Origin of the sequence: Vibrio japonicus, from assembly GCF_024582835.1 — a bacterium.
Classification (GTDB): domain Bacteria; phylum Pseudomonadota; class Gammaproteobacteria; order Enterobacterales; family Vibrionaceae; genus Vibrio; species Vibrio japonicus.
The window spans coordinates 2235727-2260499 of sequence record NZ_CP102096.1; the positions used below are offsets into that span (position 1 = coordinate 2235727).

At 44.2% G+C, this 24773-nt stretch carries 22 protein-coding genes; 7 read left to right on the forward strand and 15 right to left on the reverse strand.

What is annotated here, in order from left to right; genetic code table 11:
* Positions 1-34: 34 nt before the first annotated feature.
* Together ribF and murJ are read right to left on the reverse strand one after the other, a co-directional pair.
* Positions 35-979, reverse strand: coding sequence for a bifunctional riboflavin kinase/FAD synthetase (gene ribF, locus NP165_RS10530; protein ID WP_257083917.1), 945 nt, complete (start codon positions 977-979; stop codon positions 35-37).
* A gap of 71 nt (positions 980-1050) precedes the next feature.
* On the reverse strand, positions 1051-2613 hold the full coding sequence (gene murJ, locus NP165_RS10535; RefSeq protein ID WP_257083918.1) for a murein biosynthesis integral membrane protein MurJ: 1563 nt from the start codon (positions 2611-2613) through the stop codon (positions 1051-1053).
* A 260-nt stretch (positions 2614-2873) separates the two neighbouring features.
* Here murJ and rpsT point away from each other — a divergent pair, with 260 nt between their 5' ends.
* The gene (gene rpsT / locus NP165_RS10540; RefSeq protein WP_021705632.1) at positions 2874-3134 is read left to right on the forward strand and encodes a 30S ribosomal protein S20; all 261 of its coding nucleotides are present in this window, start codon (positions 2874-2876) and stop codon (positions 3132-3134) included.
* A 99-nt stretch (positions 3135-3233) separates the two neighbouring features.
* Here rpsT and NP165_RS10545 read toward each other — a convergent pair whose 3' ends face one another.
* Both NP165_RS10545 and nhaR read right to left on the reverse strand, forming a co-directional pair.
* Positions 3234-3530: an ArsR/SmtB family transcription factor gene (locus NP165_RS10545; protein ID WP_257083919.1), complete on the reverse strand. Its 297-nt coding sequence runs from the start codon at positions 3528-3530 to the stop codon at positions 3234-3236.
* A gap of 154 nt (positions 3531-3684) precedes the next feature.
* Positions 3685-4575, reverse strand: coding sequence for a transcriptional activator NhaR (gene nhaR, locus NP165_RS10550; protein WP_257083920.1), 891 nt, complete (start codon positions 4573-4575; stop codon positions 3685-3687).
* 409 nt (positions 4576-4984) lie between these two features.
* Between nhaR and NP165_RS10555 the strand changes: the two genes are divergently transcribed.
* Complete coding sequence (locus tag NP165_RS10555) at positions 4985-6130, forward strand: Na/Pi symporter (protein WP_257083921.1); 1146 nt, start codon at positions 4985-4987, stop codon at positions 6128-6130.
* A 189-nt stretch (positions 6131-6319) separates the two neighbouring features.
* Positions 6320-7477 (forward strand): flavohemoglobin expression-modulating QEGLA motif protein, encoded by a 1158-nt coding sequence (locus NP165_RS10560; protein ID WP_257083922.1) that lies wholly within the window; start codon positions 6320-6322, stop codon positions 7475-7477.
* Positions 7478-7536: 59 nt separating this feature from the next.
* Here the strand turns inward: NP165_RS10560 and NP165_RS10565 are convergent, their stop codons facing one another.
* Genes NP165_RS10565 through rppH form a run of 5 tightly spaced genes read right to left on the reverse strand, consistent with a single transcriptional unit; the run spans position 7537 to position 12841 of the window.
* Positions 7537-8388, reverse strand: a complete 852-nt coding sequence (locus NP165_RS10565) for a thymidylate synthase (RefSeq protein ID WP_257083923.1) — start codon at positions 8386-8388, stop codon at positions 7537-7539.
* 9 nt (positions 8389-8397) lie between these two features.
* The gene (gene lgt / locus NP165_RS10570; RefSeq protein WP_257083924.1) at positions 8398-9219 is read right to left on the reverse strand and encodes a prolipoprotein diacylglyceryl transferase; all 822 of its coding nucleotides are present in this window, start codon (positions 9217-9219) and stop codon (positions 8398-8400) included.
* A gap of 54 nt (positions 9220-9273) precedes the next feature.
* Complete coding sequence (locus NP165_RS10575) at positions 9274-10035, reverse strand: sulfite exporter TauE/SafE family protein (RefSeq protein WP_371133714.1); 762 nt, start codon at positions 10033-10035, stop codon at positions 9274-9276.
* Between the two features lie 38 nt (positions 10036-10073).
* The gene (gene ptsP / locus NP165_RS10580; RefSeq protein WP_257083926.1) at positions 10074-12320 is read right to left on the reverse strand and encodes a phosphoenolpyruvate--protein phosphotransferase; all 2247 of its coding nucleotides are present in this window, start codon (positions 12318-12320) and stop codon (positions 10074-10076) included.
* 2 nt (positions 12321-12322) lie between these two features.
* Entirely contained in the window at positions 12323-12841 is a 519-nt protein-coding gene (rppH, locus tag NP165_RS10585; RefSeq protein ID WP_257083927.1) for an RNA pyrophosphohydrolase, read from the reverse strand.
* A gap of 623 nt (positions 12842-13464) precedes the next feature.
* Here rppH and mutH point away from each other — a divergent pair.
* A complete protein-coding gene (mutH, locus tag NP165_RS10590; RefSeq protein WP_257085589.1) occupies positions 13465-14130 on the forward strand; it encodes a DNA mismatch repair endonuclease MutH in 666 nt (221 codons plus the stop codon).
* Here the strand turns inward: mutH and NP165_RS10595 are convergent.
* On the reverse strand, positions 14127-14435 hold the full coding sequence (locus NP165_RS10595; RefSeq protein WP_257083928.1) for a DUF6482 family protein: 309 nt from the start codon (positions 14433-14435) through the stop codon (positions 14127-14129). The genes mutH and NP165_RS10595 overlap by 4 nt on opposite strands.
* 128 nt (positions 14436-14563) lie before the next feature.
* On the opposite strand from NP165_RS10595, the gene NP165_RS10600 reads away from it, so the two are divergent.
* Entirely contained in the window at positions 14564-15598 is a 1035-nt protein-coding gene (locus NP165_RS10600; protein ID WP_257083929.1) for an NADP(H)-dependent aldo-keto reductase, read from the forward strand.
* A 79-nt stretch (positions 15599-15677) separates the two neighbouring features.
* Here the strand turns inward: NP165_RS10600 and NP165_RS10605 are convergent, their stop codons facing one another.
* From NP165_RS10605 to brnQ, 5 genes are all read right to left on the reverse strand, one after another.
* The gene (locus NP165_RS10605; RefSeq protein WP_257083930.1) at positions 15678-15929 is read right to left on the reverse strand and encodes a DUF1127 domain-containing protein; all 252 of its coding nucleotides are present in this window, start codon (positions 15927-15929) and stop codon (positions 15678-15680) included.
* Between the two features lie 505 nt (positions 15930-16434).
* Positions 16435-17769: a cyclic-di-GMP-binding transcriptional regulator VpsR gene (gene vpsR / locus NP165_RS10610; protein WP_257083931.1), complete on the reverse strand. Its 1335-nt coding sequence runs from the start codon at positions 17767-17769 to the stop codon at positions 16435-16437.
* A 394-nt stretch (positions 17770-18163) separates the two neighbouring features.
* The gene (gene lysS / locus NP165_RS10615; protein ID WP_257083932.1) at positions 18164-19696 is read right to left on the reverse strand and encodes a lysine--tRNA ligase; all 1533 of its coding nucleotides are present in this window, start codon (positions 19694-19696) and stop codon (positions 18164-18166) included.
* A gap of 42 nt (positions 19697-19738) precedes the next feature.
* Positions 19739-20837 (reverse strand): peptide chain release factor 2 gene (gene prfB / locus NP165_RS10620; protein ID WP_257083933.1). Its coding sequence is split into 2 segments (ribosomal slippage): positions 19739-20761 and positions 20763-20837, totalling 1098 coding nucleotides; the frame shifts between segments, so codons are not numbered across the junction.
* A 161-nt stretch (positions 20838-20998) separates the two neighbouring features.
* Positions 20999-22312, reverse strand: a complete 1314-nt coding sequence (gene brnQ, locus NP165_RS10625; protein WP_257083934.1) for a branched-chain amino acid transport system II carrier protein — start codon at positions 22310-22312, stop codon at positions 20999-21001.
* Between the two features lie 310 nt (positions 22313-22622).
* Between brnQ and NP165_RS10630 the strand changes: the two genes are divergently transcribed.
* Together NP165_RS10630 and srmB are read left to right on the forward strand one after the other, a co-directional pair.
* Entirely contained in the window at positions 22623-23342 is a 720-nt protein-coding gene (locus NP165_RS10630; protein ID WP_257083935.1) for a tRNA1(Val) (adenine(37)-N6)-methyltransferase, read from the forward strand.
* Positions 23343-23421: 79 nt separating this feature from the next.
* Positions 23422-24648, forward strand: coding sequence for an ATP-dependent RNA helicase SrmB (gene srmB, locus NP165_RS10635; RefSeq protein ID WP_257083936.1), 1227 nt, complete (start codon positions 23422-23424; stop codon positions 24646-24648).
* The last annotated feature ends 125 nt before the right edge of the window (positions 24649-24773 follow it).

The window sequence follows — 24773 nt, forward strand, 5'->3', positions numbered from 1 at the left end:
GGGCGAATGTTAGACATTATGTCAAGTTGGTGGACTAAACCGCTTGACGTTTAAGCTGACGCAACCACACCCTTGCTGCCTCAGCATCCAATTCAATTTGTTGTTTCAGTGCTTCAAAAGACTCGAACTTTTGCTCATCTCGAAGCTTATGTAAGAGTACAATTTCTAACTGTTTGCCATATAAATTGGCTTGAAAGTCAAATAAGTGTACTTCTAGTTGTTGGCGAACACCATTTACGGTTGGTCTGTTGCCAATATTTGCCACGCCACCAATGAGTTCATCTCCCAAGCCTAACGCTTGTACGACATAAACTCCTGAGACTGGCGACACGCAACGCTTCAGCGGGATATTAGCTGTTGGAAAACCTATTGTTCTTCCTAGCTTACGGCCATGAGAAACTCGCCCACTGATACTATAATTTCTACCCAGCATTTCAGCAGCTTCATCAAGTTTATCTTCAGCCAATGCTTCTCGTATTGCAGTACTGCTAACGCGAAGCTTTTGCATGCAAAAACTCTGGGTGCTCACGACTTCAAAGCCGTATTGCTGACCCGCTTGTTTTAGCATCTCAAAATTGCCTTTTCGGCCACGACCAAAGCAGAAGTCATCACCTACGACGAGAAACTTAACACCCAATCGCTCTACCAACAAGTCACGAATAAACTCGTCTGCCGTTCGGTTAGCGAAATGCTGATTAAAGTTAACACAAAGCAGGCGCTGCAAATTCAATTTACTTAACTGAACATACTTATCTCGAAGCCGAGTTAATCTTGCTGGTGCCTTGTCTTTGGCAAACAACTCCAATGGTTGCGGGTCAAACGTCATCACTGTTGACGGCAAGCCTAATTTTTCTGCTTGCTCAGAGACTTGACGCAATACCGCTTGATGCCCTAAGTGCACACCATCGAAGTTTCCGATCGTCAATACACACCCATGATGGCGTGGTTTGATATTGTGAATACCTCGGATTAATTCCATTGGACGCTGCTAAAACCTGTGTTTTTATAATTTACATTGCGTGAAACTGCCGAATTATATACTAATCATCATCAATCTGTCGCTGCTTTTAGATCTTTTACGCGAACACCTAAAATAAGCAAAGTGAACAAATAGACTCCAGCCCCAAGTGCAATTAAGACTGATAGCCAGATTATGCGCTCAAACAAGCTCCACCCTAGCCAAATAGACATCTCTTCTAACTGCCATAAAATAGCGGCTACCATCGCAGCGCCAGCAATGGCAAGTTTAATAACAAAGGTGATTGTTTTTCGACTTAGCTGATAAACACCGGCTCGATGTAGCCCTCTATATAGAAGAGACATATTCACAAACGCCGACAACGCCGTCGCAATAGCCAAACCAACATAACCATAAAACCAAGCAAAGATTGCGTTAAACACCATATTCGTAACCATGGCAATAATGCCGTATTTCACGGGTGTTTTGGTATCTTGGCGAGAGTAATAACCAGGCGCTAACACCTTAATAAGCATAAAGTTCAGCAGCCCAGATGCGTATGCCACCAAAGACATTGAGGCAAATTCAACATCTTGCGGTGTAAACTCCCCACGCATAAACAGAACCATCAGCATAGGTTTTGCCAATACCATTAATCCGAGCATAGCAGGAACACCCAGTAAGGTGACCATTCTTACCCCCCAATCCATAGTGTGTGCAAAGCCTTCACTATGCGAATCCACATGCTTTCGAGAAAGCGCAGGCAAAATCACGGTCGCAATCGCAATCCCAAATAAACCAAGTGGGAACTCTAACAAGCGATCAGAGTAGTAAAGCCAACTGATCGATCCGGTTTGAAGAAAGCTCGCAATGAACGTATCGAATAACAGGTTGATTTGACTGACAGAGACACCAAATAGCGCAGGTATCATAAGAGTGCGGATTTTCACCACTCCAGGATCTCGCCATCCCCATTTAGGTTTCACCATAACGCCCGCTTTAATAAGAAACGGGATTTGGAAAAGGAACTGAATTAAGCCACCTAAAAATACCCCAATGGCTAACCCCACCTCAGGCTGAGACAACTGAGGAGCGATGAACCAGGCGGAAAAAATGATCATCACATTCAAAAATACTGGGGTAAAAGAAGAGACGGCGAATTTCCCCATGGTATTTAGGATGGCACCTGACAAGGCAACAAACGTAATAAACCATAGATATGGAAAAGTGATTTTGAGCATAAAGCTCGCTAACTCAAACTTTTCGGAGGATGGGCCATCGTTGAGCCAGTCCAAGAACCAGCCAAAGCCAAAGAGTGCGGTCACCACACCTGAACCTATGACGCCTAATAGCGTCACCACCGAGACGATAACCCCTAGCGTACCTGCTGCCCGTGCAATCAACTGCCTAGTTTTATCCATGTCCCCGCTAGCATGATACTCAGTTAATACCGGGACAAATGCCTGAGAAAAAGCCCCCTCAGCAAAAAGGCGACGTAAAAAGTTAGGAATCTTATTCGCAAAAAAGAACACGTCGGCGCTTGCACCCGCGCCCATCAAATTTGCGACCACCACATCACGCACTAATCCTAAGACGCGTGAAATCAAAGTCATAGCACTGACAATCATGCCTGACTTAAGAAGACGTTTACTCACAGATACCTCTGGAATCTTCTAATACTAAAATCTGGCTCCTCTGTTTATTGGGAATAACGTGATAGAGAGCAGATTAGTATTAGCAATGAAAAAAAAATACTGTTAGAATCCACGCCATCTTAACCGTGAAGACCTCTCTTATCCAAAATTTGTTTGGTTTCGATGGGTTTTTACACAAATCATTTGACATTTGAGCGCAAATAGGGGATATTCCTCGCCCTTAAATTGTCACCGAACTAAAGTTTTTGGGAGTTAGACCCTTGGCAAATAGTAAATCTGCTAAGAAGCGCGCTATCCAAGCTGAGAAACGTCGTCAGCACAACGCTAGCCGTCGTTCTATGATGCGCACTTACATGAAGAAAACTGTTGCTGCTATCGAAGCAGGCGACAAAGCTGCTGCAACTGAAGCATTTGCTGCAGTTACACCAATCCTAGACCGCATGGCGACTAAAGGCCTTATTCACAAGAATAAAGCTGCTCGTCACAAGTCTCGTTTCTCTGCTGCAATCAAAGCTCTTTAATAGAACTCTGATTACTCAGTGAAAAGAAAAAACCGGCATCTGCCGGTTTTTTTATATCTAAAGCCTCTGTACGAGCACACAAAGGTCTCTTAGCGCTCTTTACTTGCTGCAATACAGTTGATGAAGTAACTGAATCATTAACTTAACTTCTGTACTACTTAGTGTGTAATACACTGTTTGTGCTTCTTTTCGTGTGTTCACTAGTCCATCACGTCGTAGCCAAGCTAAATGCTGTGATAGTGCTGACTGGCTCAGTTCAAGCTTGTTAGATAACTCCCCAACTGAAAGCTCATCATTGTGTAGTAAACACAGGATTTGCAACCTTCTCTCATTCGCCATTGCTTTTAATAGCACTACAGCCTGACCAGAATTTTTTTCCATCTCTTGTAAATCCATCGGCTAGCACCTCTTAAAACCATAATACTGGCGCAGCGCTCAAACAAAACCGTGTTAATTTGACCAGACAGGCTTCTCGCTTGTCGTTACGCTGCACTTCTGTAACAAGATAGTAATTGATTAGTATCAGCTAATCTATTTGTTGTAAACAAAACTACTTAAACAATGATGTAAAGTCCGCGTCACAAACATTTTTTACCGCTGGATGCTGAATCATGCGCTCTGCAAATATGACGTAGTATTCTTCTTTTAGTTCTTCTATATGCCCAATCAGCTGTAATGGAATGTCGCTCTCAACTTCTGAAAAATAGAGTGACGGAGCCAAAAAAATCACATCATGATGATAACGAGCAAACGCCTTCATAAGGGCCACGTCATCGAACTCTCCCAAAATATTGGGTTGAAGCCCTTGCCTGTCAAACCATTGCAATACTTTACGCCCCATCGCCGTCCGACTTCCTGGGATCAGTAGCTTGCGTTGCTCCAATACAGCTGGAAATTGAACGCCTTCGACACTACCAGAGCAAAAGAAACTCATATTACACTCTCCAAGCTTCTTGCTATATAAGCCCGGACTCTGACTGGAATCGACAGGACAATCAGACAAAATCATGTCCAATTTATGCTGAGACAGTTGTTCAAGTAACATCTCGTGAGTCGATTCGAAACAGCGTAAATGAATGCTGTTGTCATCAGGAACCGTAGTCATCAGGATTTTACTCACTAAGCGCTTGGACAGTGCATCCGCGACACCGACATCAAACAAGATGTTTGAACGCTGGCTATAGTTAACGATATCAAGCATTTCATAGCTCAACCCAAACATACGATCGGCATACTTGAATACCAGCTGCCCCAGCTCGGTAGGCTCAATGCTTCTACCATTGCGTTTGGTCAGCTTACCATCCATCCTCTCTTCCAGTGCCTTAATCTGGCCTGTTACTGTTTGGGGAGTAAGAAATAGAGCATCTGCAGCCTTAGTGACAGAGCCTTGCTTGCACACCATCCAGAAATAGTAGAGATGATTGTAATTTAGGTGAGACATATCATTAACTCGAATCGCTAGAAAGGATTTAGCGTTATAGCAAAACCACCAGCAGACAACAATAGGTTCGGTAAAAACGATAAGAAAGCGATTTAAGCATAGATTTTTCGAGTTATTGCAGATTGTTTTATGACGAATCCGTCATAAATAATGAAACTGGTACCAGCTAGTCAAAAAAAAAATTTATCCGACGAAACATTAAAGACGCCAAACGACAAGAATTAGCACATACAAATCATAAACTTAAAAACAAGAAAACATTCAACACGCTCATAAGAACAACACCTCATCACAAAATCGTCTTTGTTACACATAACTGTAATATTACTGAAATATTTCCTCTCTAACATCGCCCTCAGTTTCAACAACAGACCATCAACTGACAATAATCGGTCCACGGAGAAAAATTATGAACCAAGCTACTACTACAGCAGCGTCTATTTCGAGCACGACTCGTTGGCTGCGCTGGGCTAACTTGGCATTCATGTTATACCTACTGCTACTCGCTGTATCTATGGTTGGAAGCGGCTTTAAATGGGCAACGGGCGATCAAGCAAAAGTATTGTTTGAATTCGCATCACACCCTGTCGCTGGCCTAATGATTGGCTTGGTTGCAACCGCTCTTATTCAGTCTTCCAGTACTGTTACTTCTATCATCGTAGGCCTTGTTGCTGGCGGCTTGCCAGTAGAGACTGCGATCCCAATGGTGATGGGTGCAAATATCGGCACGACAGTTACCAATACCCTAGTATCACTTGGCCACGTTCGCTGCAAAGAAGAGTTTAAGCGTGCGTTTGCGAGTGCAACTATCCACGATTTCTTCAACCTACTTGCGGTTGCTATCTTCTTACCACTAGAGATGATGTTTGGCATCCTTGAGAAGATCTCACACTGGTTAGTGTCTCCTCTTCTTGCAACAGGTGATATGAGCATCAAAGGCTTTAACTTCATTAAGCCAATTACAAAACCAGTCGTTAGCGCTGTTAAAGAACCACTATCAACGTTTGGTGATACGGTAGGTGGCATCATGCTTATCGTGCTTGGTATCGCTACTATCTTCGTTGCTATCACTGTGATGGGTAAGCTAATGAAGAGCCTAATGGTTGGTCGTGCGCGTGACATCCTTAAAAATGCCATCGGCCGTGGCCCTATTCACGGCATCGTATCTGGCTCTATTGTTACGGTCCTGGTTCAGTCTTCATCAACAACCACCAGCCTAATGGTTCCGCTAGTCGGTTCAGGTGTACTTAAAGTACGCGATGTTTACCCATTCACTTTGGGAGCAAACATTGGTACTTGTATTACAGCGTTGCTGGCTGCGACTGCAGTTTCTGGTGAGTTTGCCGTGTTTGCGCTTCAAATCGCACTGGTTCACCTAGTATTCAATGTTATGGCAACGGTCTTCATCTTTGGTATTCCGTTCCTACGTGAACTACCAGTGAAAGGAGCGGACTTAATCTCAGACCTAGCTGTGAAGAATAAAGCGGTTGTTGCAGGATACTTATTGGCAGTGTTTATTGTACTACCAGGTACTATCTTAACGCTGACAGCATAATAACAACAAAATACCATCGCTTATTTCAGGCTCCACATCGTGGAGCCTTTTTTGTATCCATGCCGCCTCTCCTTCGATGTTTCCGCTATGGCTGAGAAACAAATATTTGTTGTTCAAACCCTATTCCCGGTGATAATTTGAATCATCCCCCAGCGAGCAACCAAAGCTTTGGGTTGATGTTATTTTCACATGGAGTTAAACAACATGGCTCAAGCTTACGAATCGATTCCCAGCCGACTACTAGCCATAGACGAAAGCCTAACCCAACTGGTTAGTGACATTGATATTCTCAGCAGCGTAAACCCCATCAATTACGCACACGAGAGAGAACGGTTCATGAGCAACAAATATTCTCAGGAGCCCAAGTTTGAGTACCAAAAATCACCACTTGATACTCATCAGTCCAAGCGTCGTTTGTACGAGTTACCTTTAGAAGAGATCGAAGATACTCAGCTGCAAAAGCTTTACGTCGATGTCATCCAGTCCTATGCGGACAAACTCGATCAGGTAGATACAATCGGTACCCAAGACTTTTTGTATAACTCGCTGCGCTATTACGGTGAGCCAAGTGCAAAAGACATTGCCAACGCGCATTTCATTTTGCACTTGCCGACAGAAGAAATCAGTAAACCAGACCAAGACAGCCATTCTATTGCGCAATTCATGAATCGCTTTGCCCAGAAAAATGGCTATGAGTGTGAAATACAGGTGCTTGATGGGATGCTGGCCAACGCCCTCGTATCGGGTATCAAAGTGAGAATAAACAAGGCAGCACACATCACCACAGATGAGCTCGAAGCGCTCGCACATCACGAAATGGGCGTGCACCTGCTCACGACATTGAATGGACGTCGCCAGCCACTTAACGTTCTAAGTTTAGGTTGCCCAGCTAATACCAATACTCAGGAAGGATTAGCAATTTTATGTGAATACCTTTCTGGGCACTTTAGTATCAAACGGCTACGTACATTAGCGCTGCGTGTGCTTGCGGTTGAATCTATGATCAAAGACAGGGACTTCCGCCAGACCTTCAGGTTATTGAAAGAGCAATACCACACTTCTGATGTCCAAGCTTTCACAATAACTTCTCGTGTTTATCGTGGCGGTGGCTTTACTAAAGATTATTTGTATCTGCGTGGCTTTCGAGAAGTGCTCAACGCCTACGATCAATTAGGAGAAGATTTCAATTTGCTGCTATGTGGAAAAACGGAACTGAAATACTTTGATATGATTCGCTCACTCGTTAACAAAGGCATCTTTGCTCGACCAGATTTGATTAGCCCGGCGCTCGCGAAGCCTCAACAAACGAACCCAATCCACCGTTACATTGTCAGCGCGCTAAAATAATCACTCAAAAATAAAAAGCTCCCTACGGAGCTTTTTATATAGTTATGTGGGTAAACCGACTACACCGAAAATGGGTAGCGGATCGGGTCGTGATGTTCATACCCTTCAACCCAAAAGTCATCTAAGGTGACCCAAGTTTCCAGGTCTTCAAGAGATTTGATTTCAGGGTTCATGTGGAAAGTTGGCGACTTAAGCGGTTCACGTTTAAGCTGCACATCACGCATGAGTTCTAACTGATCTTCATAGATGTGCGCGTTAACAATCTTGTGGTACGCCTGCCCCGGCTTTTTACCAGTAATCTGCGCCATAATGGCTAGAAACACATATACCTGAACCATGTTGAAGTTCAGCCCAAGCGGGACATCACAAGAGCGCTGAGTACTGTTGAGGTACAGAGTGTCACCCAATAGCGAGAAGTGGTGGCTGTACATACAAGGACGCAGACACCCCATGTGGAATTCACCCGGGTTGTAGAAGTTCAGGATTTCACCACGGTCGTCGACACCGCGAGTCAGATCATCCACAATCTTTCTCAGCTGATCGATATGACCACCATCCGGCTTTGCCCATGCGCGGCCCTGTACGCCATACACGCGGCCCATATCATCTTCACCTTTACGATACGGGTTATTCAACCAAGACTCATTGAGGTTTGCGTTTGCATCCCATGTTTTAGTCCCTAGCTTACGAAAATCTTCCGCATTATCGTAACCACGAATGTAACCCAGCAACTCTGCTACCGCCGCTTTCCAAAAGCTCTTTCGCGTCGTCACCAAAGGAAATTGATTATTGCTAACATCGTACGTTAGATCCGCATTGATAACCGTTAGGCAACGTTTGCCTGTACGTTCGTTCTCAACCCATTCACCTTGGTCAACGATACGCTGACAAAGATCTAAATACTGTTTCACACCAATTCCTTACTTCGTCTGTTGTGGTAATTCATCTTTGTAGTGACCACGTTTGTAAGCCCAAACCATCATCAGAATACCGATGATCACCATAGGTAATGACAATATTTGTCCCATGGAGATAAGGCCGCCAAACAAGCCTAAATGCGCATCGGGTTCGCGCACGTATTCTACAAGGAAGCGGAATGTACCATATCCAGCCAAAAATAGCCCTGAGACACTGCCTAATGGACGCGGTTTTTTAATAAACCAGTTCAGAATAAAGAACAATACAACACCCTCTAGCAGCATTTCATACAGCTGCGATGGATGACGAGGAAGCGGCCCACCATTCGGGAATACAAATGCCCAAGGCACATCAGTCACGCGTCCCCACAACTCACTGTTCATGAAGTTACCGAGGCGACCGACACCCAAACCAAACGGAACCAGCGGAGCAATAAAATCTGCTACACCAAAGAAAGTGCGACCGTTCTTCTTCGCGTACCAGAACATCGCTGTGATTACGCCTAATAGACCACCATGGAACGACATTCCCCCAGTCCAGACTTTAAACAAATACAGTGGGTCTTGCAGGAAAAGGTCAAAATTGTAAAACAGTACGTAGCCAACACGGCCACCAACCACTACACCTAAAAACCCAGCAAACAATAAATCTGATACTTGGTCACGAGTCCAGCCACTATTAGGCTTATCTGCTCGGCGATTCGCCAACCAAAGCGCGAAGGCAAAGCCGACCAAATACATTAAGCCGTACCAACGGATCGACAACGGCCCAATAGAGATCAACACAGGATCTATATTAGGAAAATCAAGGTATCCCTGAGACATAGGATTAATACTCTTTTGAAGTTCAAAAATTACGGAGATAGAGATGAGAGTGCGTCAAAGTAACATAGTTCCGGCCACAAACATCAAAAATAATGCAAAGATTTTTTTGAGCCTAACGGTAGGCATTGTGGTCGCCAATTTGGCTCCAATTCGAGTGGTTAGCATTGACGTAGAGGTAATAGCCACCAAAGCTGGCAAATAAACGTAACCGATACTGTAGTCTGGCAACGCCTCTGCTTGGTAGCCATTTAGGATAAAACCAATCATGCCAGATAAAGCAATAAAACAGCCACACACAGACGAAGAGCCCACTGCGCGTCGCATTTCAATACCGTGGCGGCTTAAAAATGGTACCGAAAGTGAGCCCCCACCAATGCCAGCTAAGCTGGAAACCATACCAATACCCGTTCCGATCGCCATTGTTGCGCCACTTCCAGGCATTGCGCGTTCTGTTTTGCTTTTGATGGACAGCAACATTTGGATCGCCAGTAACAACACGATCACGCCAAAAACTTTAGGCAAATATTGAGACGGTATCCAATCAGCGACATTCGCGCCAAGAAAGCCACCAATGACAACTCCTGGCATCAGCCATTTCACGACAAAAACGTCGACATTTCCCAACTTAAAGTGATTTAACGCTGATGAACCGGAGGTGACGATAATTGAGGCTAAAGAGGTCGCCAATGCGAGTTGCATGCTAATTTCAGGATCAACACTTGCCATCGGAAGCAGTAACACCAAAGCTGGTACAACAATTAACCCCCCTCCTATGCCAAGTAGACCAGCCATAATACCCACAACGCCACCCAACATAAGTAGCAAAATCAAAAATTCTATGTTCACTCGTCTTCCTATCGTTTACCTGCGCGAATAAAACCTGAGAACCCTTTTTTCTCAAAGAATGCTCGCATCATATTATAAATATCATTGCCATAGGGCTGCATAAGCGCTTTATCTGCAAGATCCTTAAGCTCAGTGCTATCAACATGACGTAGCAGATATTTCACCTTCGCTACGTTAGATGTGTTCATACTTAAACTTCTGTACCCCAAACCGACCATCAGCATCGCACCAATCGGCTCACCCGCTAACTCTCCGCAAATACAAACAGGGAGCTTCAAGCGCTCGCACATTTTTTGAATATGGTCGAGCGCCATAATTACGGCAGGATGCATCGACTCGTAAACATCCGATACTCGAGAATTGTTCCGGTCCACGGCTAGTAAATACTGAGTCAGGTCGTTAGTACCTATTGAGACGAAGTCGACTTTGTCGGCGATGAGTGGCAAAAGATAAATCATGGACGGAACTTCAATCATTACACCAAGCTCAGGCATTGTGATACGTTCGTCAATCTCTCGCACTTCTTGATACGCGCGCTCAATTAGAGCAATGGCGTCATCCAATTCCTGTGCCCCAGACACCATGGGTAAAAGAATGCTTAAATTCTGGCTTTCCGCACTCGCACGCATCATCGCACGAATTTGCATCAAGAATATGTCAGGATGATCGAGTGTAAATCGAATACCACGCCAGCCTAGGAACGGATTGTCTTCGTCAATGGGTAAGTAAGGCAGTGCTTTATCACCACCGACATCCAACGTACGCATTACAACGCGTTTGTTTGGATAAGTATTAAGAACCGTTTGGTACTGCTGAGTTTGCTCTTCTTCTGAAGGAAAACGGTGATGAAGCAAGAAGGAAATTTCTGTTCGATAGAGCCCAACACCATCTACGCCTTGGTTTTCCGCAATATTGGTATCGGCACTCAAACCGGCATTGAGCATAATTTCAATGCGCTGATCATCTTTGGTGCAAGCGGGTTCGAGTATGCGCTGGTTCACCATTGTGGACAATTCACGCTCTTCATTAACAAGCGCTTTGTATTCTTTCAGAAGTTGTCGGCTTGGAGTAACTAAAATTTTTCCACTATAGCCATCAACAATTCCCTGCTTACCACTGATGGTTTTCAGATTGATACCAGCCGCCATTACAGCAGGAATGCCTAACGCGCGAGATAAAATAGCAGCGTGGGAGTTTGCAGCCCCTTCTGTCGAAACAACGGCTAACAGCTTATCTTTTGGTATCGTAGCGAGTGTGGTAGCGGTCAACTCACGTACCACCAATATAATCGGCTCATCCAAGATGGGTTGATCTTGCTCTGTATTGTGCAAGAAATACAATAACCTATGCCCAAGCTCACGGATATCTTGTGCTCTTTCGCGTAGATACACGTCCGACATTCGGGCAAAACGGTTTGAGTAACTTTCAACAATTTGCCGCAATGCCCAATCCGCTCGATCGCCTTTTTGGATCTGCAATTTGAGGTCTTTACGCAGCATTGGGTCATTAAGTAAGTGGGTAAACAGATCAAAAATAGCCAGTGCATCTTTGTTAATTTCACTGTCTAATTTCTTTCGCATCCGCTTAAAATCATTGAGAGCAGCTTCAATCGCGAGCAGTAAAAGCTCTTGCTCACGATCAATATCTAATGTTGATGCGGGACAGACTTCTGATAGCTCTGGCTGAGTGTCGTCGAGCCAAAACTCACCAATCGCAACACCTGGAGAGGCGGGTATACCCAAGATAGCTTGTTGTTTTTTCTCTAAGCGCCATGATCCTTGTGTTTGAGCATGGGCAATGATCACAGCAAGCTGAGCAGCCAATGTCACCAAAAAGGATTCTTCCATTTCATCGAACTGACGAGGCTGTTTTTGCTGAACAACGAGCACACCTAATACTTGCTTGCGGTAAATAATCGGCGTTCCGAGAAAGCTTTGGTAAATCTCTTCACCAAGTTCTGAAAAGTATTTGAAGTTTGGATGCTTAGAGGCTTGTGCAAGGTTAAGAGGTTCAGCACTTCGTTTGACTAAACCCACTAACCCTTCATTAAATCGGATATGTATTTTATCGCCTTTGAAGCGCAGCCCTTGCGTTGCCATGAGTTCAAGGCGCTGCATCTCTTCATTGGCCAAATAGACAGTACAACATTCAGTACTCATCGCACTGCATGTTTGCTTAACAAAAATATCTAAAGCTTGATGAACATCTTCAACCTTAGATACTTGTTCAACTATTTCCCTTAGTTGAGAAAGCATGTCTATCCTCTTTTGTGTTTGCGCTTATTCTTCACTTTGCGTTCTTTAAATGGCATCGCCATCGAAGCAAATTCCTTCATTGCACGACGATATACATCACGCTTAAAAGATACCACTTGTCGTACTGGATACCAGTAACTGACCCAACGCCAACCATCGAACTCAGGGGAGCTACCACGTAGCATATTGATTTTAGACTCATCACAATCTAAACGCAGTAGAAACCATTTCTGTTTTTGACCGATACAAACAGGTTTAGAGTCCCAGCGAACAAGACGTTTGGGTAATTTGTACCTTAACCAATGACGACTTGTTGCAACGATTCTCACATCATCCTTTGTAAGACCAACCTCTTCATATAACTCTCGATACATTGCTTCTTCGGGAGTTTCACCTTCATCAATCCCCCCTTGGGGAAATTGCCACGAATGTTGTCCGTATCGCTTAGCCCAGAAGACCTGACCATGGTTGTTACAGATTACAATACCCACATTTAAGCGGTAACCATCGCCATCTATCACTGGCCAACCTCTAATAAAATCTTTATTTACAGTGATTTTTCCACATATCCCCAATAGGAGCAAACTTACTAATGTGATGGAACCAGAAAATATCGCTCAACCCGCTCGAATTGGATAAGTTTCCATCAAAGCATAGGTTATGCACATCAACATGAGACACAGGCCACATTTATTCACCTTTTCTGTGTATAACTATGTGAAGAATTAGAGAGCAAGCGATTACGTCTCGATCGATGTGCCACCTAACTCAACTAACAAAAATGAAACGAAAAATAAAAAACACAATATAAACAACACCATAAAAAGAAATCACTTAAAAACCTTAAGTGAAAATTATACTCTTAAAAAAAGCCAACTCAGATCGGTCAAAGATCAACCAGCAATGTACTTACCCACAAATCAGCTATCAAAATCCTATCTAGTTTGAATAATTCAAGCGGAGATTACCATCAGAAACACTGTTAATTCATACATGTTCACTTATTTGATACTATTTTTCACCACACCCTGTGGATAACCAATGAAAGACGATCCTTTCCTCAAAATGATCAAAGTTCATTCAACCAAAAACAGAGAGATTTCCGCTACAATAGGCGCTGACGATGTTGAGTATAAAGATCATTATGAAAGCAGAGCCAAAGTCCGAAGCAGAACTCATTGAACGCGCGCAACATATTGCCGGGGTGACGTTCGAAGAACTTGCCAAAGAAGCGGGAATACCTGTCCCGCCAGATTTACGAAGGGATAAAGGCTGGGTCGGTCAACTTCTAGAGTGGCACTTGGGAGCAAGCGCCGGAAGTAAACCACAACAAGATTTTGAGCAACTGGGTATCGAGTTAAAAACCATTCCGATTAGCTACACAGGAAAGCCTCTTGAAACGACCTTTGTCTGCGTTGCACCACTTATAGGTGTTCACGGATTGACATGGGAGACCAGCCATGTGCGAAACAAACTCTCTCGAGTACTGTGGATTCCAGTTGAAGGTGAACGCGAAATTCCCCTGGCAGAGCGACGTGTTGGTTCGCCTCTTATTTGGTCACCGACCGAAGAAGAGGAAATGCAACTCAAAACGGATTGGGAAGAACTCATGGAAATGATTGTCATCGGGCAAGTAGAGCAAATTACCGCACGTCACGGTGAAGTCCTGCAACTGAGACCAAAAGCTGCAAACAGTCGAGCCTTAACAGAAGCGTACGGCGCGAGCGGAAAACCGATAAAAACACTGCCTCGTGGTTTTTATTTGCGTACTCAGTTTACCGCTAAGATATTGCAACAAAACTTTGCCTAGTGCATGAGTGAAAGCTCTACATCTTGATACAGAGGACCGTCGCCCGCACCACACTCATCATAAGCGTTATGCAGTCTTAAATACGCACGCTCTACTCCCAATCGAGCCAGTTCTTCTTTGACCTGTTCAAGTGAATCATAATGAATTGGCTCATCATCCACCTTAATGGGTTCAAGTTTATGCTTGTACTCAACTGCCAGTAAATACTGGGACAAATCAGAGCATCCAATAACAAATATTTTCGGAGAGTGGGAACTGCCTTTGTGATGGGCGTGCATCCACTTATCCAATTGCGTCATCTTCATAGCTCACCTCCATCTGGTAATTCTAGTCAATAGCGCAAAAATTGCGAAAATTGTCGACTGCCCCCATTTTTCTGAACCTTGAATACCCTATATTGAAGTGATTATACTCAAAAGAACAAGGAAGGTTTATGCAATACAATAAGTTACCGCACTCTACATTAGAGGTGAGTAAAATCTGCCTTGGCACAATGACATTTGGTGAACAGAACACACAACAAGAAGCTTTTGAGCAGCTAGACTACGCCGTTGAACGTGGCGTCAACTTTATCGACACTGCCGAGATGTACCCAGTCCCTCCGAAAGAGAAAACGCAAGGGCTAACGGAAGAGTACATTGGAAATTGGTTGAAGCATTCAGGGAAGCGCGAGAAAGTCGTCATTGCGACTAAAGTGTCAGGGCCTCGTAATGTACCGTATATTCGCGACAATATGAGCCTTGATCGACGCAACATCCACCTTGCTATTGATGATAGCCTTAAGCGCCTTCAGACTGACTATGTCGATCTCTATCAAATTCACTGGCCGCAAAGGCAAACCAACTGCTTTGGTCAGCTGAACTATCCATTCCCTGATACGCAAGAAGAAGTCACATTAATCGAAACGCTAGACGCGCTGGCAGATTTAATCAAAGCTGGGAAGGTTCGATATATTGGCGTATCAAATGACACACCTTGGGGAGTCATGAGTCTGCTTCGTCTAGCTGAGAAACATGAGTTACCAAGAATCGTATCCATCCAAAACCCATACAATTTATTAAACCGAAGCTTTGAGGTTGGCCTGTCGGAGATCAGCCATTATGAAGGCGTCCAACTATTGGCATACTCTCCACTCGCATTTGGTTGTTTAAGCGGAAAGTACTTAGGTGGAGAAAAACCGGCAGGAGCAAGATGCACGTTGTTTGAACGATTCGTACGTTACTTTACTCCTCAAGGAATAAAGGCGACCGAAGCCTATGTGAATCTGGCTAGAGAGCACGGTTTAGATCCAGCCCAAATGGCATTGGCATTTGTTAACCAAAGACCTTTTGTCGCCTCCAACATCATTGGTGCGACAAACTTAGACCAACTTAAATCCAATATTGATAGTTTAGATGTCGTATTAACAGATGAATTGCTTCAGGGGATACAAGAAATTGGGACGACTTACTCCAACCCTTGTCCTTAAAGTGATGGATAGCCAGCCTCACTCATTGTGAGACCGGCACAAATATTCGGGGCTGGTGAAGCAAACCAGCCCCTTTCTATTACGTCGGTATTCGCATACTAAGCACTCGACGAAGATGACGAATACGGCGTTCAACGGTGACATTCTCAGGCTCGCTAGTCCCTACTTGGCGACCATCTAAATCTAAACCTATGTCTTTAAGCAAGTGTTTGTTGTGCCAAGGAATATCAAAAGAGCTACGTCTTAATTTACGTTTCCACGCACGCTCTTCACGACGAAGATCCGCTTTAATCAATACTGTGGCTAATTTTAGATATAAAGAATGGTTCATGATATTTCTCCAGATATAGTAAGGCTGGGAAAAGATCAACGAATCCATGAAATATAGATGTACCAATAATTCGCTGCTTTTCCGCAGCCAATTAAAAAATAATGGATACGGATTAATTACATTGCTTGATTAGATTTATGATCTGACAAAACATACTTAGTGCTTGGTTAGCACTGCTGTATGTACGGCTAGATCATCAGAAGCACAGTTCAATGAGATAACATTCAATCGTTTCATTGTGTGCCTCCTAGCTCTGTATTAATCCAAATAGATATGTTTGTGAGATATGAGCCTGAGCTCATAATTAAATTCTATTCAAAAAAGGTGATATTTCAACCACTTTGTAACATTAAAATTTAAAACAATTTATTAACCCAAAAATAACCTGTTACAACGCCATGGAATAATATATTCACCTTGAGAATAATAGATTCACCATAGATACTGTTAGTGAAACTTAAGCCACACCAACAATTTATGTGGCTTAAGCATTCTGGACTTAAAATTACATTGCCGCATCGCTGATCAAATTGTGCTTATTCAACAGTCGATACATGGTTGCCCGTGAGACACCTAGCTCTTTTGCCGCCATCGATACCTGCCCAGAGTGCGATTCCAAAACCAGCAGCAGTGCATCTCTTTCACTCCGCTCACGAATACTCTTAAGGCTACGCTTACCGTCATTACGTTTTGGCAAATCGAGGTGCTCTTCATCCAGCATAACGGTGTCTGACATTAGGACAATACGCTTGATCTGGTTCATTAGCTCACGAACATTACCAGGCCAATGATAACGAGTGAGTGCTCGGGCTGATTGCTCCGTAAAGCTTCTTGCCTGCGCGTTATATTCTTTAGAGTATTCTTCTAAGAAGTACCTTGCGAGAATCACAATATCACCCGCTCTCTCTTTCAAGCTCGGCACATTGATGCGTAACACATTGATATAGTGATAAAGTTCTTCATTAAAATCACCATCAATAAGCGCTTTTTCAATATCTGCAGAGTTTGCGGCTAAAACGCGGACATCCACTTCTTTTCGGCCGTTTTCTGTTTCTACCGTGCCTTCTTGTAAGAATCGAAGTAAATTGACTTGCTGAGATTTTGGCAGCGTTAAAATATCATTGAGTAAGATGGTCCCACCATGCGCTTTTTCTAGCAGGCAAGCTTCCATTGGATCATCACGGTTAATTCCAAACAAGTCGCTCTCTATGCTTCTTTCAGACATCGCTCGGCAATTCACTGAAATGAACTCTTTATTAGCACGGGAAGACGTTCTATGTACCGCTCTTGCCACTGTTTCCTTACCTGCGCCATTCTCACCGTATATAAGAATGCTCACATCAGTCGGTCCAATACGCTTAATTTGATCTCTGAGACGTTTCATTGGGACAGAGTCCCCGATGAGGCCCATGTCATTATTGTTGCCATAATGAGGCCATACTTTTTTCTCCAGCTTGAGCATACCGAGCTGGTGTCCAATCGTATTAAGTAACTGTGCATCCGGAATCGGTGCGGTAAAGAAGTCGATACAGAAGTTAACAATAAACTGGCAGATTGTATCTGAGCTGAGCTGAGATTCGCGAATAAACGCTATCCAACGAACTTGCTTATGGTTACTCACCAAATTCGCGATACCATTTAAACTAAATTCATCGTGGCTTAGATCAACAATACCAATGCATGGGCCGGTTTCACTAAACAAGGTATCTGCCTTGCGTAAATCCGCACATTGCGTACATCTCCAACCCACTTGTTCTAATACTGAGAGCCAAGGCTCATAAGTACCCCCAACCACTACGAGGGAACCCGGAACGGAATCCATCCTAAACTGACTACGCATACGGTCTAATCCTTATTATTTATAAAACCAATGCAGTGCCATTTCTTAGCACATGTAATTTTTGCAGTTACATTATAGAGACTTAAGCAGAGAATCTGTCTTACTAATAAGACTAAGTAGTGGATACTAATTTTTCCACTCGTTATGGAATAGACTTCAAAGATTTATCTCATTAAATAAGGCTAAAAATACTAAAGTTAGTGGTTTAGTTGAAAAACTTTTTATTTTGTAGCACATAAATCATGAAGCCATACCGAGTAAGAGCATATTATTATTTTAGTCAGCAATATCAAAAAAGTGACACTCTCTCGGACAAATGAATGAGAATTTATCTAAGGCGCAATAAAAAAGTCACCCGAAGGTGACTTTTCTCATTCTTAACTCATTCAAATCATTAAGCTTGTGGGCGCATTGCCGGGAACAAAATGACGTCACGAATAGTGTGCGTGTTGGTAAATAGCATCGCTAAACGGTCGATACCAATACCTTGACCCGCTGTTGGCGGAAGGCCGTGCTCTAGTGCTGTGATGTAGTCAGCATCGTAGTACATTGCTTCGTCATCGCCCGCGTCTTTCGCGTCAACTTGTGCTTTAAAGCGCGCGTCTTGGTCTTCTGCATCGTTCAGCTCAGAGAAACCGTTCGCCACTTCACGACCACCGATAAAGAATTCAAAGCGGTCGGTGAAGAATGGGTTGTCATCGCTACGACGTGCCAGTGGAGAGATATCCGCTGGGTAACCAGTGATGAATGTTGGTTGAATTAGCTGAGGCTCAGCGGTTTCACCAAAGATTTCTTCAAGTAGCTGACCACATGTCCAGAATGTTTCCACTTCAACGTGCACTGATTTCGCAATCGCAACCATCTTCTCACGGTCTTGTAGATCCGCTTCTGTTAGCGCTTGGATTTCTGCGTGCTCTGGGTTGTAGTGTTTGATCGCTTCAAACATGCTCATGCGCGCGTAAGTACCGCCAAATTCAACCGTCTCTTCACCGTAAGGCATTGACGTTGAACCCAGAACTTCCATCGCCACTGTGCTTAGCATTTCTTCCGTCAGATCCATCAGATCTTTGTAGTCAGCGTAAGCTTGGTAGAATTCCATCATTGTGAATTCTGGGTTGTGACGAGGAGATAGACCTTCGTTACGGAAGTTACGGTTGATCTCGAATACGCGGTCAAAACCACCAACGACTAGACGCTTCAGGTATAGTTCTGGAGCAACACGTAGGTACATATCAATATCTAGCGCGTTGTGATGAGTGATGAATGGACGCGCTGTCGCACCACCAGGGATCACGTGCATCATTGGCGTTTCTACTTCTAGGTAGCCTTTTGCGCTCATGAAGTTACGAATCGCTGAAACTAGCTTAGAACGAACGATGAACGCCTGACGTGAGTCTTCGTTCACGATTAGGTCAACGTAACGCTGACGGTAACGCATTTCCTGGTCAGTTAGACCGTGGAATTTTTCTGGTAGAGGACGTAGCGCTTTTGTTAGTAGCTCGTACTCTTCCATGTTTACGTATAGGTCGCCTTTGCCAGATTTGTGCAGTGCACCTTTCACACCGATGATGTCACCGATATCTAGGCCTTGGTATTTTTCTTTTAGCTCTTTCTGTACGTCTTTTGAAGCGTACGATTGAATGCGACCTGAAGTCTCTTGAATCACTAGGAAAGGGCCACGTTTAGCCATAATACGGCCTGCAATTGCAACCACGTGGTTTAGCTCTTCTAGCTCTTCCTTCGTCTTCTCACCGAACTCTTTTTGAAGGTCGCCCGCTAGTGCGTCACGACGGAAGTCGTTTGGGTGGCCATTTGCTTTACAGCTCTTGCGAATCTCGTCTAGTTTCGCGCGGCGTTCAGCAATCAGCTTATTCTCTTCTGGTGTAGAGGCTTCTTGTACATTGTCGTTTTGAACAGCATCAGTCATTTTTCGATGTATCCTGTTTCGCTTTGAGTGTCGGTGAAAAGCTTAAAGACCTGATTTCAGGCTAGCTTCAATAAATTTATCTAGGTCGCCATCAAGAACCGCTTGAGTATTGCGGTTTTCAACGCCGGTACGTAAGTCTTTGATGCGTGAGTCATCCAGTACGTAAGAACGGATCTGGCTGCCCCAACCTATGTCAGATTTCGCATCTTCGTTAGCTTGCTTTTCAGCATTCTGTTTTTGAATCTCAAGTTCAAACAGTTTTGCGCGAAGCTGCTTCATTGCCTGATCTTTGTTCTTATGCTGAGAACGGTCATTCTGACACTGAACCACAGTATTCGTTGGGACGTGAGTAATACGTACCGCAGATTCCGTGGTGTTAACGTGCTGACCACCCGCACCCGATGCGCGGTATACGTCAATACGCAGATCAGACGGGTTAATGTCGATTTGAATGTTGTCATCAATCTCTGGATACACAAACGCAGAAGCAAACGAAGTATGACGACGGCCGCTTGAATCGAACGGCGATTTACGGACTAGTCGGTGTACACCTGTTTCAGTACGTAGCCAGCCGTAAGCGTATTCGCCAGAGATCTTCACTGTCGCGCCTTTAAGACCAGCAACTTCACCTTCAGACACTTCGATCACTTCCGTTTTAAAGCCTTTCGCTTCAGCCCAACGCAAGTACATGCGCAGCATCATGGATGTCCAGTCTTGTGCTTCTGTACCACCCGAGCCAGATTGCAGGTCGATGTAGCAATCTGAAGAGTCGTGGTCGCCAGCGAACATACGACGGAACTCAAGCAGCTCTAACTTAGCTTCCAGCTCAGCCAGCTCAGGTTCAATCTCGTCGAACGTTTCTTGGTCTTCTTCCTCAACCGCAAGCTCAAGTAGGCCTTCAACGTCTTCGACGCCTTGGTCTAACTGGTCGATAGTTTCAACTACAGCTTCTAGCGATGAACGCTCTTTACCTAGCGCTTGGGCACGCTCAGGTTCGTTCCATACATCTGGTTGTTCGAGTTCTGCGTTTACTTCTTCTAGACGCTCTTGTTTGGCGTCATAGTCAAAGATACCCCCTCAGGACATTCGTGCGCTCAGACACGTCCTGTAAGCGGTTTTTAATAGGATTGATTTCAAACATGTTTGCTCAACATTTATGAGTAGAATTTAACCGAAGAATTGTACTGAAAAGTGTGACGAAGATACAGGAATTTTTTGAAGCTACATAATCTTTCACTAGATAGACAAATCCCCTGCCACGCCTTGCATGACAGGGGATTAAATTACATCAAGAGCAACTAATTATGCCGTCTCTTCAACCAATACTTGTTCGTTTGATTTTGAGACAAAGAACATGCAAACAATTGCCAATGCCGTTGGAATCAACCAGCCCATGCCTACTTCAAATAGCGGTAGAGCACTCAGCGCTGAAACATCGAAGCCAGCAACTTTCGCTGCGTCAACCATTGCGAACACTAGTGACACTAAAATAACCACACGATAAGCCACTTTTGGATTCGGTAGGAAACTACGTACAAACGTCAACGCCACAAGAGCAATCGCAACTGGGTACAAGGCAAACAATACAGGCACCGACAATGAAATCAGCTGAGAAAGACCCACATTCGCTACCACTGCACATGCACTACCCACGATGATAACCCACGCTTTGTATGGCACTGATGAGATTGATTTAAAGTAATCAGAACACGCTGAAATCAAACCAATAGCAGTTGTTAAACATGCAAGCAATACAATCGTAGATAGAACCAGCTGACCGTATGGACCGAATAGTGCCTGAACGTATGCACTTAGGATCGCACCACCGTTGTCAGCGCCTGCTGCAACAGCTGAACTGGTTGCACCTAAGTAGAATAGCGAGATATACACAAATGCCAGACCAGCCGCCGCGATAAACGCCGCGCTAATCAGATATTTTGTTGTCGCGGCACTATCCGTAATACCTTTGCTACGCAGTGCGTCTACTACTAATACACCAAACATTAACGATGCGAAGGTATCCATGGTGTTGTAGCCTTCTAAGAAACCTTTCTGTAAAGGATACTCTAGGTACTCACCTTGAGCTGCCAACAGTTCGCCCTGAGGATAAAGGAATACGCCTACCGCTAGCGTGATTAGGCCGATAAATAGAACTGGCGTTAAGATCTTACCGATCATGTCAATCAGACGGCCTTGGAACCACGCGAATAACATTGCAACCGCAAAGAAAATGATCGAGAACGTAGTGAGGTGGAATTGGCCGGCATCAACAATAAACGGCTTAACAGCCATTTCATACGCAACCAAACCTGTACGCGGCGCAGCAAACGCAGGGCCGATGATGATAAAGATCAATACCGCCATTAGGATAGCTGCACGTTTAGGCAGATCCTTGGTCATGTGTTCCCAGCTGCCGCCAGCCAGAGCAATAGCGATAATCGTAATCAGTGGTAAACCAACGGCGGTGAAAAGGAAGCCTGACATTGCAGGTAAAAGGTTATCGCCAGCGAGTTGCCCTGCAAAAGGAGGGAAAATGATGTTACCTGCTCCTAAGAAGAAAGCAAAAAGCATGAAGCCAACGGCTATTATGTCTGTTAATTTTAAAGTCTGATTCACTTATAGACCCTTTACTAATAGTTTTATTGATGTTGTGTATGCTGAGCAGTCATTTCTGCCACTCAATCTGTATAGTTGAACTAGAATAATGACTAAACGCTCATTCATTCGCAACCCTAAAGCCAAAAATACCATATAAATTTACTGTAACCCTTAAATTGCAGCCATAAAAACCAAAACAAAACCAGATATCAGCCATATAAACCAAATAATAACAAATCAACCGACCATAAAAATAAGATAAAAAGACCAAACAAATCTTTAACAATGAACAAAAACACCTAACAAAATTAATTTTACAGAATAAAAAATGAACACCAACATCAAAAAGACTAAGGATTTTATGTTTAAGCAGTTCACCATTACAGGAGGATTCTCTGGCATGCCTGTCAGCACCGATGGCGTTCTGTTAGGCGCTTGGTCCAAGGTTCAGCAAGCCAAATACATACTGGATATAGGCACAGGAACCGGGCTGCTTTCACTCATGTGCGCTCAAAGAAACGCTCTCGCAATCATCGACGCTATTGATATAGATGAACACGCAATAGAAGCGGCAAAAAAGAACGTCCAAAATTCCCCGTGGGATTCTCGAATCCATTTACATCACGGTGATGTGTTGGACTATTCGCTGTCGGCTCTTTTCGACTCCATCGTTTGCAATCCACCCTATTTTAATGATGGTGAACAAGCCCAAGTTAGACAGCGAGCAGTGGCAAGGCATACCGATCAATTGAGCCATAAAGAATTGTTGGAGAGATGTTTTCACTTACTGAGTGACCACGGGAACGCGAATTTTATCCTTCCTGTAGTGGAAGGGAGACAGTTTATTGAGAGTGCCAAGAAGTCTGGCTGGCATCTCAAATCACTCTGTGAGGTCAAACCGACATCGCTTAAAGATGTCAGTCGGCTGTTGATTGAGCTAAGTAAGCAACCTTGCACAGCTGAGGTAGAAGCACTGACAATTAGGGATACAACTGGCTATAGCCCAGAGTTCATCGCACTCACTAAGGACTTTTATTTAAAGATGTAGAAATTAAGGTGTGATCCTTATCACCGAACACACTATAATACGCCCCCTTAAACTACTTGTTGCTTGTGGAGACACCAGAGTGATCAAAAATTTTGCTGATTTAGAGTTAGATTCTAACTTACTAACCGCAATCGAAGACATGGGCTATGCCCGTCCAACACAGATTCAAGCTGAAGCGATCCCACAAGCTTTAGACGGTCGTGACATCTTAGCTTCTGCGCCAACCGGAACAGGTAAAACAGCAGCATTCGTCTTGCCAGCACTGCAATACTTGCAAGACTTCCCTCGCCGTAAACCAGGACCTGCCCGCGTGTTAATTTTGACTCCAACGCGAGAGTTAGCAATGCAGGTAGCAGATCAAGCACGTGCGCTGGCAAAAAACACAAAACTGAACATTTTCACCATTACAGGTGGTGTTCAATATCAAGAACACGCAGATATTCTGTCGACAACACAAGATATCGTGGTTGCAACTCCGGGCCGTTTGATGGAGTACATTGAGGCAGAACGCTTTGATTGTCGTGCGATCGAGTGGCTTATTCTAGATGAAGCGGACCGAATGCTGGACATGGGCTTTGGCCCAACGGTGGATCGCTTATCTTCTGAGTGTCGCTGGCGTAAGCAAACGCTGCTGTTCTCTGCAACGCTTGAAGGCAAAGGTGTGGAAGGCTTCACCGCTGATCTACTCAAAGACCCTGCTGAAATTGATGCAGAGCCATCACGTCGTGAGCGTAAGAAAATCGCTCAATGGTATCACCGTGCCGACAACATGGAGCACAAACTCGAGCTTTTGAAGAAGATCATCGTAGAGCAAGCTGAACGCTCGATCATCTTCCTAAAAACCCGTGAACGCCTGGCTGAGCTTCGCGCTGAACTTGAAAGTGCTCAAATCCCATGTGCTTGGATTCAAGGTGAAATGCCTCAGGATCGCCGTAACAACGCTATCGCACGTTTCCGTGATGGTACAGTCAACGTACTACTTGCCACAGACGTCGCCGCTCGTGGTATCGACCTTCCAGATGTGAGTCATGTCATCAACTACGACATGCCACGCACTGCTGATGTCTACCTTCACCGTATCGGCCGTACTGCGCGAGCAGGTAAAAAAGGTAATGCCGTTTCTCTTGTGGAAGCACACGACCAACCAATGTTGGATCGCGTAGCCCGCTATGTAAAAGAAGAGATCAAAGAGCGCTTTATCAAAGAGCTTCGTCCTAAGCACAAAAAGCCTGTGTTTAAGAAAAAGAAAAAAGACGATAAGAAGAAGACTGCTACGAAAAAGAAAGTCGCAAAAAAGAAGAAATAATTTCGAGTCTTTAAACAAACAAAAATGCCGCTTCAATCGAAGCGGCATTTTTTATAGTATTTTCAAAGCCTTTGCTGCAGAACAAGGCGACAAGTAAACTCAACCTCGGGAGCGTAGTACGCTAC